The sequence below is a fragment of the Nocardioides jensenii JCM 1364 = NBRC 14755 genome (assembly GCF_001552535.1).
Lineage (GTDB): Bacteria > Actinomycetota > Actinomycetes > Propionibacteriales > Nocardioidaceae > Nocardioides > Nocardioides jensenii.
In genome coordinates this window covers 1-16,422 of record NZ_BCRJ01000140.1, presented here as the reverse complement: position 1 = coordinate 16,422, position 16,422 = coordinate 1, and the positions used below count along the sequence as shown (strand labels likewise).

The 16,422-nt window shown below is 67.7% G+C and carries 15 protein-coding genes; 6 read left to right on the top strand and 9 right to left on the bottom strand.

From position 1 onward, the window contains the following. The 3 genes from NJ4_RS23745 to NJ4_RS23735 form a co-directional block, all read right to left on the bottom strand. Positions 1-340, bottom strand: a 340-nt coding sequence (locus tag NJ4_RS23745) for an FAD-dependent oxidoreductase (protein WP_169799324.1), incomplete at its 3' end; no start/stop codon positions are given. Beyond that, the gene (locus NJ4_RS23740) at positions 337-663 is read right to left on the bottom strand and encodes a Rieske (2Fe-2S) protein (protein ID WP_067441566.1); all 327 of its coding nucleotides are present in this window, start codon (positions 661-663) and stop codon (positions 337-339) included. The genes NJ4_RS23740 and NJ4_RS23745, both read right to left, overlap by 4 nt. 55 nt (positions 664-718) lie before the next feature. Further along, on the bottom strand, positions 719-1,438 hold the full coding sequence (locus tag NJ4_RS23735) for a TenA family transcriptional regulator (RefSeq protein WP_067441562.1): 720 nt from the start codon (positions 1,436-1,438) through the stop codon (positions 719-721). A 150-nt stretch (positions 1,439-1,588) separates the two neighbouring features. On the opposite strand from NJ4_RS23735, the gene NJ4_RS23730 reads away from it, so the two are divergent. After that, positions 1,589-2,299: a YoaK family protein gene (locus NJ4_RS23730; protein ID WP_067441559.1), complete on the top strand. Its 711-nt coding sequence runs from the start codon at positions 1,589-1,591 to the stop codon at positions 2,297-2,299. Here NJ4_RS23730 and NJ4_RS23725 read toward each other — a convergent pair. From NJ4_RS23725 to NJ4_RS23710, 4 genes are all read right to left on the bottom strand, one after another. Next, complete coding sequence (locus NJ4_RS23725; RefSeq protein ID WP_157551325.1) at positions 2,268-3,644, bottom strand: MFS transporter; 1,377 nt, start codon at positions 3,642-3,644, stop codon at positions 2,268-2,270. The genes NJ4_RS23730 and NJ4_RS23725 overlap by 32 nt on opposite strands. Positions 3,645-3,663: 19 nt before the next feature. Further along, on the bottom strand, positions 3,664-4,428 hold the full coding sequence (locus NJ4_RS23720; RefSeq protein ID WP_067441553.1) for an SDR family oxidoreductase: 765 nt from the start codon (positions 4,426-4,428) through the stop codon (positions 3,664-3,666). Positions 4,429-4,459: 31 nt separating this feature from the next. Then, positions 4,460-6,025: a hypothetical protein gene (locus NJ4_RS23715; RefSeq protein ID WP_067441550.1), complete on the bottom strand. Its 1,566-nt coding sequence runs from the start codon at positions 6,023-6,025 to the stop codon at positions 4,460-4,462. Positions 6,026-6,478: 453 nt separating this feature from the next. Beyond that, on the bottom strand, positions 6,479-7,141 hold the full coding sequence (locus tag NJ4_RS23710; RefSeq protein WP_067441547.1) for a TetR/AcrR family transcriptional regulator: 663 nt from the start codon (positions 7,139-7,141) through the stop codon (positions 6,479-6,481). A 56-nt stretch (positions 7,142-7,197) separates the two neighbouring features. On the opposite strand from NJ4_RS23710, the gene NJ4_RS23705 reads away from it, so the two are divergent. After that, entirely contained in the window at positions 7,198-7,812 is a 615-nt protein-coding gene (locus NJ4_RS23705) for an NADPH-dependent F420 reductase (protein ID WP_067441544.1), read from the top strand. A gap of 38 nt (positions 7,813-7,850) precedes the next feature. Here NJ4_RS23705 and NJ4_RS23700 read toward each other — a convergent pair whose 3' ends face one another. Then, complete coding sequence (locus NJ4_RS23700; protein WP_174524630.1) at positions 7,851-9,431, bottom strand: hypothetical protein; 1,581 nt, start codon at positions 9,429-9,431, stop codon at positions 7,851-7,853. Between the two features lie 152 nt (positions 9,432-9,583). On the opposite strand from NJ4_RS23700, the gene NJ4_RS23695 reads away from it, so the two are divergent. After that, positions 9,584-10,753: an ATP-binding protein gene (locus NJ4_RS23695; protein ID WP_217996977.1), complete on the top strand. Its 1,170-nt coding sequence runs from the start codon at positions 9,584-9,586 to the stop codon at positions 10,751-10,753. Between the two features lie 174 nt (positions 10,754-10,927). Here the strand turns inward: NJ4_RS23695 and NJ4_RS23690 are convergent, their stop codons facing one another. Continuing rightward, positions 10,928-14,488 carry a family 78 glycoside hydrolase catalytic domain gene (locus tag NJ4_RS23690; RefSeq protein ID WP_082749092.1) on the bottom strand — a complete coding sequence of 1,187 codons (3,561 nt, stop codon included), beginning with the start codon at positions 14,486-14,488 and terminating at the stop codon, positions 10,928-10,930. A gap of 454 nt (positions 14,489-14,942) precedes the next feature. On the opposite strand from NJ4_RS23690, the gene NJ4_RS25835 reads away from it, so the two are divergent. The 3 genes from NJ4_RS25835 (at position 14,943) to NJ4_RS25830 (ending at position 16,202) form a co-directional block, all read left to right on the top strand. Then, positions 14,943-15,125, top strand: a complete 183-nt coding sequence (locus NJ4_RS25835; RefSeq protein WP_157551324.1) for a hypothetical protein — start codon at positions 14,943-14,945, stop codon at positions 15,123-15,125. Between the two features lie 108 nt (positions 15,126-15,233). Then, positions 15,234-15,713, top strand: a complete 480-nt coding sequence (locus NJ4_RS23685; RefSeq protein WP_157551323.1) for a hypothetical protein — start codon at positions 15,234-15,236, stop codon at positions 15,711-15,713. Positions 15,714-15,881: 168 nt separating this feature from the next. Further along, positions 15,882-16,202 carry a hypothetical protein gene (locus tag NJ4_RS25830; RefSeq protein WP_157551322.1) on the top strand — a complete coding sequence of 107 codons (321 nt, stop codon included), beginning with the start codon at positions 15,882-15,884 and terminating at the stop codon, positions 16,200-16,202. The last annotated feature ends 220 nt before the right edge of the window (positions 16,203-16,422 follow it).

Sequence of the window (16,422 nt, the reverse complement as noted above, 5' to 3'; positions counted from 1 at the left end):
GGCGGGGTGACCCGCCGGTGGCCAGCAGCACCTTGTCGGCCGGCAGGGTCGTGCCGTCGTCGAGCTTCACGCCGGACCCGTCGGCGCAGACCTCGACGGCGCGTACGCCGGTGCGCACCTCGACCGCGTTGTCCTCTGTCCACTGCTCGGGGAGCAGGTAGAGCCCGTCGTCGTCGCCCTTGACCAGGAACTCCTTGGTCAGTGGCGGGCGTTGGTAGGGCCGCTCGGTCTCGTCGCCGACGATGGTGATCGGGCCGGCGTACTTGCGTCGGCGCAGGGTGCGGGCGGCCACGGCGCTGGCCTGCCCCGCCCCCACGATGACGATGCCTGCTTCACTCATGCTTCGGCCCTCTCCCGCTCGAGCGAGACGTGCACCATGCCGTCGGCGTCGATCTGCACGGGGTAGGTCGGCTGGCAGCCGTCCTGGTCCTCGGGCTCACCGGTGGCCGGGTCGAACTTCCACTGGTGACCCGGGCAGATCACCTTGCCGAACAGCAGGGCGCCCTTGCTCAGCTGCCGCTGCTCGTGCACGCAGATGTCGTGCAGCGCATACACGTCACCGTTGACGTAGAAGAGCGCCACGGGAGTGCCGGCGACGTCGACCGCCTTCTTCTTGCGGGCCTGCAGATCGCTGAGCCGGGCTACGGCGTGCCAGTCGGGCATGACCTCTCCTTTGTCTGGGTGGGTGGCAGTGAGTGGGTGAGGGGCTACGGGCGGATCAGGCCACGGCCTGGTCGAGGTCGTTGGCCACGTAGGTGTCGAAGAGCGCCTTGGTGTAGCTGAAGCGCATGTCGGCACCCCAGCGCACGAACTGCAGGCAGCGCTGCTGGAGCTCGGGCGTGGTCGCGCCCTCGAGCACGATCTGGTAGCCGCGCTCGCCGTGCACCACGTCGGAGGTGATGTGCAGGTCGAAGAACTCGATCTCGTCCTCGGTGAAGCCGTAGACCCCGCGCAGCGGCACGATCTGCTTCTTGTAGATCTCCGGCACCTGGGACTCCAGGCCGACGACCAGGGCAGCGGTCGCCACGACGTAGTGCTCGCGCATGGCGGTGGCGTAGCACCAGGCCTGCAGGCCACGGGTGACCGCGTTGCAGGTGTCGGGGTCCTCGATCGCCTCGCGGGTGGTGCCGCAGGCCTCGCCGAAGCGGATCAGCAGGTCGGTGTGCCGGATGTCGGCGATCTCCTCCTCATACATGTTCTGCAGGAGGAAGTCCTTGGCGTCGGTCAGGTGGTCGGGGGTGTTGCCGTAGATGTAGCCGAGGTAGTCGGCGAACGGGCCGACGTAGTTGTAGTGGTTCTCCGCCCAGCGGGCGAAGTGGTGGCGCTTCAGGTTGCCGTCGGCCCAGGCCTGGCTGAAGGACGCCTTGGACGCCTCGCGACCCTTGATCGCGTCCTGCAGGGCGGTCCGGAAGTCTTCGTGGTTGAGGAGCTCGGTCATCGCTGATTCCTTCTCTCGTTCGGTGGGGAACTGCCTCAATCCTGTGTCGCCGGTCACCGTTCCTGTATGGACAAGGTGCACACGAGTTCGGCGAATCATCGTGCAGTTGCACGGGGCGCGACGGCGTACCTGCCGGTGACGATGGATCCCATGACCTCGACCTCCACCGCCGTGGCCTCGCCCACCGGCCTGCAGACCCGCGCCCACCTCGTCGTGGCCCTCGCCGTGACCAGTGGAGCCACCGACGCCGTCGGCGTCCTGGCTCTCGGCAGCGCCTTCACCAGCGTGATGACCGGCAACATGGTGCTCCTCGGAGTCGGGGTCGCCGACCGTGACCTGAGGGCCGTGCTGCTGGTCTCCGTCGCCATCCTCAGCTTCATGGTCGGCGCCGCGATCGGCGCCAAGCTGGCCGGCCAGCATGACCAGACCGACTCGATCTGGCCGCGGCCGGTGAGCGTCGCGTTGCAGGTCGAGTTCGTGCTGCTGGCGGTGTACGCCGTCGCGTGGTGGGCGCTGGGCTCGGCGCCGTCGGGCGACGTACTCATGCCGTTGCTGGCGCTGAACGCCGCGGCCCTGGGCCTGCAGAGCAGCGCGATCCAGCGGTTCGGGGTGGCCGGGCTGTCGACCACCTACCTGACCGGCACCCTGACCTCCGTGGTGATCCGGCTCTCCCAGGGCAAGGGGCTGCGCACGGTCGGCCACTCGCTGACCATCTTGGCCGGCCTGATCGTCGGCGCGGCGGTGGCGACCTTCCTGCTCGAGGTGGCGCCGGTCGCGGTGCCGCTGCTGCAGCTGGGCACCCTGGGCGGCGTGCTGGTGGTGGCCCGGCTCAGCCGGGAGATGCGGCGCTCGGCGCGATGACGTCCGGCGGGTTCGGCCCGACGAAGCTGACCACCAGCCCGACCAGTACGACGACCGCGGCCCCGGCGAAGACGAGCAGCACGTCGCCCTCGGCGTAGGTGAGCGCCACCCACGCCGTACCAGCCGTGGAGCCGGAGAACCGGAGCATGTTGAACAGGCCCAGCGCCGCGCCGGTCTGGCCGGCCGGGGAGCGGGTGGCGCCGCCGGCGGCGGGCGTCTGCACCATCGCGACGCCGACGCCGAGGAGGACGAGCAGCGCGCAGATGAGCACGACGTGGCCGGGGGAGTAGTGCCCGGTCGCGAGCAGACCGGTGAGCAGTGAGCCGACGCCGACCAGGGTCAGGCCGCAGCGCAGGACGAGCCGCGGGCTGGCGTGGTCGACGATGCGCCCGACCACCGGAGCCATCGCGGTCATCGAGACCGGGAGCGCGAAGAACAGCAGCCCGGCGGGTGCCTGGCCGATGTCGAGGGTGTCGGTGAAGTAGAGCGGGATGGCGACCAGCAGCGCACCCAGGGCGAACATCTGGGAGAAGGCGGCGACGCTGCTGCGCAGGAACCGGGTCTCGATGATCAGGCCGGGCGCGATCATCGCCTCGGGGTTGCCGCGCGAGACCAGCACGAAGCCGACCAGCAGCGCCAGCCCGACGACCCCGGCGCCGACGACCGCGCCGAGGCCGACCGAGGGCAGCGCGACCATGGTCAGCGACACCAGCACCAGGGCGGTGCCGGTGGTCAGCATCAGCGCCCCGGGCAGGTGCAGGGTCGAGTGCCGGCCCTGGTGGGCGGGCACGGAGCGTTGGACGCCGATCAGCACCACCAGGCTGGCGATCGACATCATCACGAAGATGGAGCGCCAGCCGGCGAGGTCGCTGACCAGCCCACCGATCGGGGGGCCGACGGACTGGCCGATGCCGTTGGCCGCGGCCCAGGCCGACATCATCCGGAACCGCTTCTCGGGGAAGAGGTCGACCAGCATGATCATCACGACCGGGGGGATCGCCGAGCAGGCGAGGCCCTGCACCGCGCGGGTGGCGATCAGGAACTCGATGGTCGGCGCCGAGGCCGCGGCGAGCTGGGCGGCGATCATCAGCGACAACGACGCCAGCAGGGTGGTCTTGCGGCCGAGGCGGTCGGCGATCCAGCCGGCCAGTGGCATGGCGACGGCCAGCACCAGCACGAACGCGCTCACCGACAGCACGACCACCGAGATCGGGCGGTCGAAGTCTTCGGCGATGGTGTGCAGCGGGACGTTGATGATGTTGTTGGACAGCGTGCCGAGCACGGTCACGCCGAGCAGCGAGAGCATCGCCAGGCGGTTGCCCTGCCTCGCCCCCGTGGAAGTCACGTGACGAAGCGTAGACGGATCAGAAGCCACGGACGGCGCCGCCGTCCACGCGGATCACCGACCCGGTCACGAACGATGCCCGGGACGAGCAGAGGAAGGTGACCACGTCGGCGAGCTCGTGCGCGGCGCCGATGCGGCCCAGCGGTGTCTGGCGGATGTGCTCGGCGCGCACGTCCTCGACGCTGCGTTGCTCGGAGGCGGCGCGGGCCGCCTCGAAGCGGTTCAGGCCGCCGGTGTCGAACTGGCCGGTGGCCACCACGTTGACCAGGGTGTGCGGCGCGAGCTCGAGGGCCAGCGACCGCGCGGCGGCGGCCACACCGCTGCGCATGATCGAGGAGAGCGCCAGCTCGGGGGTGGCCTCGAGGATCGAGCGGGCGGTCAGGAAGAGCAGCCGCCCCCGCCCTCCCTGAGCGAGCAGGGGAGCGGCGGCCCGGGCCACCTCGAGGGCCGGGCGCAGCATGCTGGCGTAGGCGTCGTCGGCCGACTCCCCGGTCTCCATGAGGTGACCGGGGCGCCCGCCGCCGGTGTTGACGATGCAGATGTCGAGCCCGCCCAGCTCGGCCGCCGCCTGCTCGACCAGGCGAGTGCCGGTGCCGGGTTCGGTGAGGTCCCCGGTGACGGCGTACGCCGCCAGCTGTCGCGCGGCCTCCTTGGTGCGCCCCTCGTCGCGGCCGTTGACCGCGACCTTGGCCCCTTCGGCGATGAGGCCCTCGGCGACCGCCCGGCCGAGTCCGGAGGTCGAGCCGAGCACCAGGGCGCGGGCGCCACCGAGTCCGAGATCCATGCGGGTTCCTTCAGTTGGGCGGTGGTTGGGGTCAGAAGATCAGGACGCCGACCACCGTGGCGATCAGCAACCCGGTGACCACTGGCAGGAAGAGCTGTCGCACCAGCTCCAGCACCGAGACCCGGCAGAAGCCGGCCACCGCGAGCAGGGACGACCAGGCGATCAGGGTGCCGCCGCCGGTCCAGATGGCGCCCATCTGACCGATCGCGGCCAGCGTCTCGGGGTCGACACCTGAGGCCGGGCCGAGGGCTCCGGAGAGCGAGCCGGTCAGCGGCAGGCCGGAGAAGCCGGAGCCGTCGAGGCCGGTGGCCATGCCGATCAGCAGGATGCCGAGGCCCATCACGACGGGCACGTTCGGGATGCTGTCCTGCACCTGGGCGACCAGGTCGAAGAGGAAGCCGGGGGCGGTCTCGCCCTCGTCGAGCGACATGATCCGGCCGGCGAAGTCGGAGTTGCCGATGAAGAAGAAACCGGCGATCGGGATGACCACGCCCATGGCCTTGAACGCGAAGACGAGTCCGTCGACGACGTGCGTGGCGCAGGTCTCGAGGCTGTTGCGGCCGTCGAGGGTGATCGTGGTGATCAGCAGCAGGAGCGCGGCGGTGCCGCCGACCAGGCCGGCTGCGTCGCCGCCGGTGGTCTCGGGGACGAGCGAGGTGAACTTGCCGAGGCCCATGTAGACGACCAGCCCGGCGAACACGACCGGGACCAGCACCGAGAAGAGCTTGGCGCGCTTGACCGGTACGCCGTCCGCCGGGTCGTCGCCGTAGTCCAGCGTGGGTGCGCCGGCCCGGCCGGAAGCGGGGATGCTGGGTCGGCCCTTGTCGTCACCGCCACTGCCACCGCTGCCGCCGCTGCCGCCCACGCCCGCGCCGACCTCGATCTTGGCTTCGGCGAGCTCTTCGACCAGCGTGCCGTCCTCACCGATGCGCTCCCACGCCTCGAGCAGGGCGGGGTTCGGAGCGACGATCTGCTTGCGGATCTTGAGGAAGATCATCGTGATCGCCACGGCGCCGGTGATCAGTGAGAGCACCATGGCCCGGTCGGCGACGGCACCGGTGTCGACCCCGGCCGCGGTGGCCGACATGCCCGGCGCCACCTGGATCACGTAGTCGCTGGAGAGCGCCATGCCCTGGCCGGCGACGGCGATGGCCATCGCGCCGGCCATGGCCGGCAGGCCGGCCCGGATCGCGGCGGGCAGCAGGATCGCGCCGATCAGCGGCACGGCGGGGGTCGGCCAGAAGAAGAGGCTGATCAGATAGGTGACGCCGAAGATGATCAGGAACGCGGTGGTGCCGTTGCGCATCAGCTTCTGGAACGGCAGCACCATGCGTTGGTCGGCGCCCATCGCCCGTAGGCCACCGAGTAGTGCGGTGATCAACGCGATGATGAGGAAGATGCTGAAGAGTTCGGAGGCCGCCACCAGGCTGGCGTTGAACACTGACGAGAGCCCGGTCGCCAGGTTGCCGGTGTAGACCCACGCGGTGAGGAAGGTGGCCGCGACCGCGGGCACCACGATGTTCTTGCGACAGATCATCACCGCGATGATGACGACCATGGCAATCAGGTAGATCCAGTGCGCAGCGGTCAGATCCATGCGAGCGCTCTCCTATGTAGCCGGGCCGGGTGGCACGAGTGCCGACCCGGGTCTAGATGTGCCAATCTCGTCGCACCCTCGGGAAGGCGCAACGAGCGATCTGCACATCCTTGGCCCGGGAGAAATGTGCGCTGTGCCACACCGTGCCACGCCTTCGGTGGTCGAGCAGGGGTTCCCTTCGGTGGTCGAGTAGGTCGCTCTGCGACCGTATCGAGACCTTCGGTGGTCGAGCAGGGTCTCCTCCGGTGGTCGAGTAGGTCGCTCTGCGACCGTATCGAGACCTTCGCTGGTCGAGCAGGGTCTCCTCCGGTGGTCGAGTAGGTCGCCCCGCGACCGTATCGAGACCCCGTCGGCCACTTCGCCTACGCCAAACCATTCAACCGCCTTTAGGCGACACACGCTTCACGCGCCAAGGCCATGGGCGATCACCACTCGACCAAGAGTCAAGAGCCCTTACTTCGCTTTGCTGAGATGGACCATCGCGTCATAGAGCTGCTCGTCGGTCATCGGCGGCTCGGGGATCGCGTGTGCTCGCTCAGCTCGGTAGGCGTCGAGCATGAGATGGAGCTGGCGTCGCCAGGCCGTGGGCGCCTTGGTGCTGGTGGCGTCGATGATGCGGCCGTTGGACCAGATCAGGTTGACGATGTCTGCCCGGGTGATGTCAGGGCGAGCCTTGCCGGCTTCTTGGGCTCGCGTGAGAACGTCCTCGATCTGCTGGCACATCACGTCGTGGATGTGTTCGGTCTCAGCGTTGCCGGGGAAGCGGCGCGAGAGGAAGTCGTTGAAGCCACGGTCTCCTGCTTGCACGGCGAACAGATTGTCGAGGTAGGCGACGAACGCGGCCCAGGGATCGTCCATCTGCATGGCCGTGTCGGCCCCCTCGACGAACTCCTGGAGCCGAGGCTCGAGGGCAGCGATGAGCAGGTCCATGCGAGTGGGGAAGTGGCGATAGAGGGTGCCGATGGCGACGCCTGCACCCCGTGCGATCTTCTCCAGCGAAGCATCGACGCCGTGGTCGGCGAACTCGGCCCGCGCTGCGGCGATGAGTTTGTCGCGGCTTTCGCGGGCATCGCGACGCAGGGGCCTCTTCATCTGCTCGACGTCGCTCTGGCTCACCCCGGCATTCTACCGACGACCGGAATAAACTGAGGCACCCCTCCGGTTAAGCCATCATGACAACAACAATCAGCATCATCGGATCGGGCAACATGGCCAGCGCCATCGGCACCCGGGCAGCGCAGCACGGCCACAGCGTCGAACTCTTGAGCCGCAACACCGCCAAGGCCCAGGCGCTCGCAGACCAGATCGGCAAGGGAGCCACCGTCGGCACGTTCGGCGCAAGGCCGGCGGGTGACATCGTCATCCTGGCCGTCTTGTACGACGGCGTGGTTGATGCGGTCACGAACTATGGCGATGCACTGGCCGGGAAAATCTTGGTCGACATCTCCAACCCGTTCAACGCCGACGCCAGCGGGCTCGTGACCCCCAGTTCGGCTGCCCAAGAGGTCGCGGCTGCCGCTCCCGAGAGCGCCCACGTCGTGAAAGCACTGAACACGATCTTCGGCCACGTGCTTGCCAAGGGCACGCCGTTGGACGCATTCATTGCGGGCGACAGCGCTGAGGCCAAGGCAACGGTGGCGGCGTTCCTGGACAGCATGGAGCTGCGGACCCTCGATGCAGGAGGGCTGCAGGCCGCCTCGCTGCTCGAGTCAGCCGGCCTCTTGCTGATGGGACTGGCACGCAACGGTGCCGGGTTCGACCTCGCTCTGGGCGCCGAGGTCAGCTGACCGCCGCCACTGCTGGCGGGTCGGTTTGCCCGGTCGAATCAGAGGGCAGGTGCCAGCCCTTCCCACCGGACGACCCAACCGTCCTGCGGGAAGCCGGGGGCGGAGTCGGGCTGCGCCGGTGAGTCGCCCCAGCCGGCGCACATCATCGCGACGGCGTACAGCAGGCCTCCGGCCGATGGGAAGTATGGCGAGGGGACACCGCTCTTGCCGCTGGCGGGAAGGCCGGTGTCGGTGAAGCCGAGGCGCTCGTGGAGCAGGTAGTCCACCGCCGTCTCGGGGTCCCCGAGTCGAGCAGCGTTCATGGCCAGAAGCGGGAAGTCCCAGCTGTAGAGGTCGGTCACCGGCCAGGTCTCGTAGACCTTCTGCGTGGTGGCCCGCATGATGGCGACGTCCACGCCGTCCCCGGGCAGCATCCCGTACGCCGCGACCGGGTCAGGGTGGTTGGTGTTGTGCTTCGTCCACATGTCCTCGACGCCCTCCCACTGCACGTATTTCCCGTCTTCGACGGGAAGCGGTGCGAGGTTGTCGAGCACGGTGTCCCACTCGTCGTTGCGGGGGAGTCCGAGCCGTTCTCGCCACTGCTGTGCAATCCGCAGCCCGAAGCGCCAGTAGGACAGCTCGAAGGTGGGATTGCTCGTGGTGGCCGCGGGGTTTCGCTCGTTGCAGCACATCAGTGGCGGGCCGAGCACGCAGCGGCCACCGTCTTCGCGATTCGCGAACGACGCCATGAATTCCGCGCTGTCGAAGAGCACGTCGCGCCACTTGCGCAGCGTCCGGGGGTTGGGGTGAGCCTGGTAGTCCAGTTCGGCGAAGAACATCGGGTGCGGCTGCTGCCAGATCAGCAGTGCGGTGGGGGTGCCCGGAGACTCGCGGCCGATCGCGTCGCCGTACGTCGTAGTCATCTTCGGCCAGCGCGCCCCGCGAAAGCCCTGGGGGGTGGCGAGCGCCTTGGCGTGCGGCGTGAAGCGCGCATACACGTCGGCACTGCGGTCGAGCAGCGACCAGCGGTCCCACAGCGCGTAGTGGGCGCTGTGCCACCAGTACATCTCCATGTGGAACTTGCCGTACCAGCCGTTGTTGACGAGCCCGGACTCCTGCGCCGGATCGTTGCCGGCGTCGTTGACCGCGAGGTGGTACTGGCTGAGCACGATCCGGCGCTCCAGTTCGCGCCACCGTGGGTCGCGACTCTCAGACAGGTCGACGGCGCCACCGGTCGCCCAGAACCGGGGCCACCACTTCTCACTTTGCCGGGCGACCTGGTCGGCGGACGGTACTGCGCCGCGCACCTGTGGCGCGAAATGACAGGAGACCTCGAGCTGATCGGTCCGGCCGGCCGTGATTTCGTAGCGGTGCAGGTCGTCACTCATCCGGCTGATCCCTGCGTCATGGGAGTAGCGCACTCCGCAGTCGTACGCCGTCGCGTCGATCGTGTGCCGGATGACTGCCTCGTCCGAGCCGCGGCTCTTCAGGTCTGTCCCATGCAGCTCCGGTCGGTCCCAGAAGCCGACGTACGGCGCGTCGAACTTGCTCGCGCCTGCGGTCGCATGTGGGAAGTCGAGGAAGACCTTGACGCGACCGTTCCGCACCAGCTCGGAGCGGATGCGGACGGCGACGCGCAAGCACGAGGCAGCCCGACGTGCTGGGTGGACCGTTTACAAACTTTAGACCGCTTTATTGAAATCCGATAAAGCCACATAAAGAAGGTAAGGTGCTGCAGGTGGATCCGATCCTGAACCCCTACACGCCGAACGCCGGAGCGCAGCCGCCCGCGGTGCTCGGCCGCGACGTGCAACTCAAGACCTTCGACTTGCTGCTGCGTCGGATGAGCGCTGGGCGCACCGAGCAGTCCATGATCATCACGGGACTACGCGGAGTCGGTAAGACCGTGCTGCTCGGCCGGTTCCGCAGCAAGGCTCATGAGCTCGACTGGGTCGTGGTCGAGCGCGAGGTGTCCAAGCATGACGACGTGCATTTCCGGCGCCAGATGGTGAGCGCCATCCGCACCTCACTATTTGAGATGTCGCCGAAGGCCCGCTGGGGCGACCGGATGCAGCGGGCTGCGGCAGTGCTGAAGTCCTTCAGCATTTCGGTCGACCCGACTGGAACGCTGACCGGTGGAATCGACATCGATGCCGCACAAGGCTTTGCGGACCAGCAGGAGCTTCAGGCTGACCTCACCGACCTCCTCGTAGCCGTGGGGGAAGCGGCGAAGGACGCCAACAAAGGACTCGTGCTGCTCTTTGACGAGGTGCAGTTCCTCTCGACCGCGCAACTGGAGGCATTGATCTCGGCGCTGCACAAGACCGTTCAGCGGGGACTGCCGGTGACGATGGTGGGTGCGGGCCTCCCGCAGATCGCCGAGCTGGCCGGGGATGCGAAGTCCTATTCGGAGCGACTGTTCAAGTTCCCACGGATCGGCAACCTCGACGACAAGGACGCGCGCGCCGCGCTGGTCGAGCCCGCCCAGGTCGAGGGCGCTGACTACAGCGACGAAGCCCTCGACCTGGCGGTCGAGGTCACCGGCGGCTACCCATACTTCCTCCAGGAGCTCGGCTACGCCGTATGGGGCGTCGCGGACGGGCCGAGGATCACCAGGGAGGACATCGCCCTGGCCGTCCCTACCTATGAGGCGAAGCTCGACGAGTCGTTCTTTCGGGTGCGACTGGACCGCGCCACCGAGATGGAACGCATCTACCTGCGTGCGATGGCCGAGCTCGGCCCCGAGGCGCAAAAGGCGCAAGACGTGGCCGCCGTTATCGGGCGCAAGTCGACGCAGATGGGCCCCACACGCGCCCAGCTGATCAACATGGGGTTGCTCTACACCCCGGAGCACGGGTACGCCGCGTTCACTGTTCCGCACTTCGACAAGTTCCTGCTGCGGGCCATCCCCGAACTCATCATGCCGCCGGAGCGTTCGAAGAGGTCCCGGAAGAGCGACTGACTTTGCCCCAGTCGACGACATGGACGAACGTCTCCAGGCCTTGAAGTCTTTGCCGTTCAGCATGGCGAGTGTCGCTACGGCGGGGGCAACCCAGGGGTTGGCGACGAGGTGGTGGCGCCGGAAATCCGCCACCACCGCCTCGCGTCCACTTGTTCGCGAGCTACTGCGACATCGTCAGCGCAGCGCGTGTTGCCTCGGGGAGCCGACGCCGCCGCGGAACTTGTACGAGCCGGGGGCGACCTTGTAGACGGCGTACGTCGTGTCGCCCGTCGTCTCGTCGCGGAGGTACGTCGCAGCCGGCGGAGCCACCACCCCCTTGCCGAAGGTCGGGACCCAGACCTCGCCGGTCGTGTTGCCGGGGATCGTCACGCTGAGCCGGAGCATCCCGGCGGCGTTCCGCGTCCACTCGCTCGACACGGTGCCGTGTGGCGTCTCGCGACGACCCGCGACGTGGCCGAGCGTGCCCACGGGCTGCGGCCTGACGACGATCTCGTCGAAGCCCTTGGAGTCCGCGGACTGCTCGATACCGGCCAGCCCGGAGTTGAACCACTCGTCGACCTGCAGCAGGATCATGTGGTTCTGCGAGCCCGCGAAGTCCCACGACTCGGGGATGGTGGTGCGTCCCTGGGCCACGAAGTTGGCGTAGCTCGGGGCCGTGGGCTCCTGGATGACGTCCCACAGCAGTTCGCCACGACCGTTGTCCATCAGCACGCGGTACGTCGGCTGCAGGCCGACCGTGCCGCCGGACATGTGCGGACCGGCGCCGTTGTCGCCCGGGTGGTAGGCGCGGATGCGTGTCTCGAGGTCGTCGAGCACTGCCTCCTTGTCCTCGGCCGGGACGATGCCCATGGCCAAGGGGAGCGCGTCGAGGGTCTGCGAGCCCGTGGTGCCGCCGGGACCGGCGGTGGTGTACGACTTCGTCGTCGGGTTGTAGAACTTCGCGTTGAACGCCTCACCCAGGCTCGTGGCCAGCTGCCGGTAGTCGGCAGCGTCGGCGGCGTGACCAAGCTCGGCAGCCATCTCGCCCAGCTGGTTGGCGATCACGAAGAGCCCGTAGGTGCCGGTGGCGTCCTTCGGCGTCGTGGTGTCACCGGCAATCCAGTCGCCGAGGCCGCTGACCAGCAGGCCGTCCTTGACCTGGGCCCGGACGTAGGAGAGGTAGGCCTGCATCGGCTCGTAGTACTCCTCCATCGTCGCCGTGTCGTCGTAGGTCTTCCACAGCTGGTACGGCGTCAGGATGAACGCGCCACCCCAGTTGACGTCGTCGCGGTAGCCACCACCGAAGATCGGGAACTCCGGGGCGGTGCCGGGCATCAGGCCGCCCGGCTGCTGCGACTCCAGCATCTGGCGCTGCATTCCTCGCAGGTACGCCGAGACGTCGAAGTTCGACTGGATCGAGCCCATGGACTGGATCATGTCGGCCAGCCAGCCCAGCTTCTCGCGGTGCGGGCAGTCGGTGAAGATCGTCTGCATGTTGGATCGGATGGACCAGTTCGACATCGAGTGGATCTGGTTGATCAGCTCGTTGTCCGTGGTGACGGATCCACCGGAAGGCACGTCGGCATTGGTCGCCAAGCCGACCAGCGTGTCCGGGGTCGGCGTGAAGTCGGCCGGCAGGCCGTCGACCTGGACGTACTGGAACCCGTGGTACATGAACTGCGCCGCGAAGGTCTCCCCGTCCTCCGCGCCCGATGTCGTGTAGGTGTCGAGGATGCCGGTCGCCGAGCCGGCCGAGGCCGTGCTGACCTCCCCGCTGCCACTGCGACTCTCACCCGGCGTCATCCGGATGACCGTGCCGGCCGGGGCGGCTCCGCGCGGCAGGTTCAGCTGCGGCATTCCGGCGAAGTTCTGGCCGAGGTCGAAGGACCACGACCCCGGGCCGATCTTCTTGATGCCGGCCTGGGTCGACCTGAACGTCTCCTGCACGCGGACGGGCGGGGCCTGGCGCCAGGTCAGCTCGGTGTCGAGCGAGGGCGGGGAGGTGATCGACGAGTCCGCCCAACCCTTGGCGTCGGAGAGGTCGGCGCCCGGCTGGTCCCATCCCGTCTGCACGAGGCGGGCGTCGTAGTCGGTGCCGGCGTACCAGTTGTCGGTCGTGGTCGGACCATCCTTGTAGCGCCAGGACGGGTCGGTGGCGATCGAGGCGGTGGTGCCGTCGGTGTAGGTGAGCTCGAGGCGCGCGACGAGGCGCGGCGAGACGGCCATCTCGGCCTTGGTCGGCGGACCGGAGCCGAGCACAGTTGCGCCGGCGGCATGGTCCTGCTCGAACGGCGCGGCCAGCGTGAGCGTGTTGCCGTTGATGGCGGCCACCTTGCGTGACTCCAGGCGACTGCCGCCGTCCCCGGTGTCGACGTTGACGGTGTCACCGACGGCGTAGCCGCCGACGCCCGAGAGCGTGACGGTCGTGTCGCCGGCCGCGACAGCAGCGGTGAGCGTGCCCTCCGGGATGGGGGTGGAGTTGAACTTGGTGTAGACGGTGTCGCGCCCGGTCGTGGCGTTGGCCTGGGGGTAGACGTTGGTCTGGCCGTTGCCCAGCGCCACGCCCACCGTGTTGTCGCCGTCCTTCACGAGCGACGTGACGTCGTACGTGCCGTACTCGACCGAGCGCAGCGGGTTGGTGACTCCGGGGTTGAGCACGGTGTCGGTGACCTCCTGGCCGTTCACCGTGGCCTGGTAGGCGCCGAGGCCTGCGACGTAGAGGCGCGCGTCGGCGACGTCCTTCGTGGCCGCGAAGGGCTTGGCGAAGATGGGCAGAGGGTGGTCGAGGTCAGGTCCCTGCGGGTTGGGCTGGTCGACGACCGTCGCGACGACGTCGGTCGGGGTCGAGGAGGTCGCGGACGCGCGGATGGTGAAGTCGACCGGGAATCCGGGGATCTGGCCGTCGGCCAGACGCGCGTCGGTGCGCGGGAAGAGCACGACCCGGTCGACGGACTGGACGGAGCCGAGGTCGATCTGCACCCACTTGGAGGGGCTGATCTCCTGGGTCTTGGAGTCGCGGCTCATGTATCCGGGGCTGATGATCTTGCCGTCGGTCAGCAGCTTGGTGCCGCAGCCGGGGCAGGCGAACTGGTCGTAGACCGACACACTCTTCCCGAACGCGACGTTGGTCCCGTTGGGGGCCAGGACCTGGAACTCGACGAGCTGGATTCGCGAGACCACGCCCCTGCTGCCACCCTCGTCGGTCGGCAGGCCGAGCTTGCTGACGTCGAGCCGCACGTAGCGGGCCTCACGGGCGCCGCCGAGGTCGAACGTGACGCCACGGTTCTGCGGCGGCTGCGGGGACTGGATCCACTTGGCGCCGCCCCAGTCGGAGTCGTCGAGGAGCCCCATCTCGAACGTCGACGCGTCGCTCCACGCTGAGGCCGCTCCTGCACCGTCCCAGACGCGGACCTGCCACGACACCTGGGTGCGGGAAGTGAGCGGCGCTCCGTCGTACTCCACTTGCGAGGCGGAGCCGTCCACGTGACCGGAGTCCCACAGGGGTTTGCCGGCACCGTCTTCGACGCGCACTTCGTACGCCGTCTGCTTCGCGGCCGGTCCGCTGCCGGCGAGCTGCCAGCTGAGGACCGGGGTGGTGTCATCGACACCGAGCGGCTCGTCGGCGCGGTTGTCGACGCGCAATTCTCCGACGGTCACCGCGCCCGGCTTCGCGGCTGCAGCAGCGCTTCCTCCGGCCAGCGCAGTGCCTGCGATGGTGACGACAGCCGTGACCGCGGCGAGCATTCGCCGCGACATGCCTCTCGCCGTTTCGGTTCGTGAAGCACGAATGGGGTGCACGGGCTCTCCTCGTGGACGGCAACATGAAACGTTTCAAGGCGCATCGTCACACAGTGTGAGCCAGGACACAAGGGCGTACGCCGTGCCTTGGACGCATTGGCGAAGGTGTCGGGCGCGGCCGCGCGGAACCAGAATTGAGTCGTATCAACACGAATCGGCGGGCTGGCTGGGAAGTCAGACAGTGCGCCCACGCCCGGGTCGAAGACCTGATCCGCCATGCCAAAGACGCCGGGCGGAGCCCGTTCCCCTTCGCGGGAGTTCGCGATCAAACAGGCCGCCGACTAGGTAGCCAGCCGGCCGACGAACTCAGCCGAGATGACCCCAACCAATGAGTCGGGCGAGTGCACGAAGGCTCACACCTCGGCGCTTAAAGGGGTTGTGACGGGGAGCCTTCATCGACAAGGGGGTCCTCGTGTCCAATTTGAAGTTTGCTCCTGGTGAGAACGACGTCATCGCCGAGTCGTTCAGTCCGTCTGTCCTGATGTTCTTGCTGAAGACCGAGATCGGCGCATCCATGATGCGCATCGTCACGCGCTCGCCCAACACGCTCCTGGGTCTCATTCCGCTCGGAGCCTCCGACTCCGCGTGCCGTTGACCAGCGTCGCGAACGTCGGGGTGGAGACCAAGTTCTCCATCTGGCGTGCCCTGTTCGGCATCGTCTTCCTGCTGTCTGGCTTCGGATCGGCGGCGCTGGATACATCCTGTGCCTGCTCGGAGCCTCGATGCTGCTCAACGCCTTCAGCGCATCGCTCAACGTCCAGAACAACGGGGGAGGTCCGTCAGCACCTTCACCGTCTCGGTGCTCGTAAAGGGCAAGCTTGAGGGACTGCGCGAGCAGATCAACCAGCGCGTCTTCGCCGACCGCGCCAAGCTGCGCCACAACGAGCACATGGGCTTTCAGCAAGCACAGCTACTCGCTCAGCAGCAGACCGCGAACGTTGAGATGGAGCAGTCGCGAGCGATACACGTGCAGGCCAACCAGATCGAGAACACCCAGCCGATCAATCAGGTCGAGGCTCCCCGTGTCGCTCGCCGGAGCTTCCGATGGCCTGAGGGCTCGGACGCTCGCCTCACGGTAGTTGACCTCCCGCTGAATGTGCACCGGGAGGTCAGCTGGTTCTCCAGCAACGCGAACAGCGTCAGAGCATTCAAGCCCGGGTTCCTGGTGTGCGTGCCGAGTTAGTCGTCGCGAGTTGAATCGCACCGGGTTTGATACAGGCTTTGGTCTCGCCCTGGTTTCTGGAACCTGCCTCCATGCCTGACTTTGGGGATACCGTGTCATTGCCCGGTGAGGCGTGGGATTTGGTGCTTAGCATCGTCCATGGGCCGCGGAGAAAAGGCGCGATGGTTAGTGACCGTCATCGTCTCAGCCATGTTCGGGGCTGGAGCAAGCGTGGCCGTACTCGTTTGGGGCGGGAGTAGCCTGGTCGATCAACCCGAGCGCCCGTCGACGGACGCCGTTGAAACGCCGAACCCCGAGCTAGCTCGAGTCATCGCCGGGGCCATCGTCAACCTCGGGTCTCGTATCGACAGTCTTGAGCAACTCGATTGGGTTCTCGTTGACGGCTACGAGTGTGCTAATCAAGGCGTCGCTCGCGGAGTCGTGGTGGCGAGCGACCCGACTTTCGCGTCGATCTCTCCCAGTACAACGTTGTGCGTGCGCCCGAAGTGATGCCCAAGCCAACAGCGGCTAATCCCGGTCATGGTCACCGGGTTGAGATTGATGACCACACCGTGATGGTTGGACACGGGAATGGTCACATGAACACTGAGTGGGAGGGTTCCAAGGCTGGACGGATAGACATGTGTTGGCCGACCTCTCCTTGACTCTCAAACGTAGCCGGGGCGAACCACCTACCGTCGTGCCATGACCCTTGCCGACGTCGTCACCA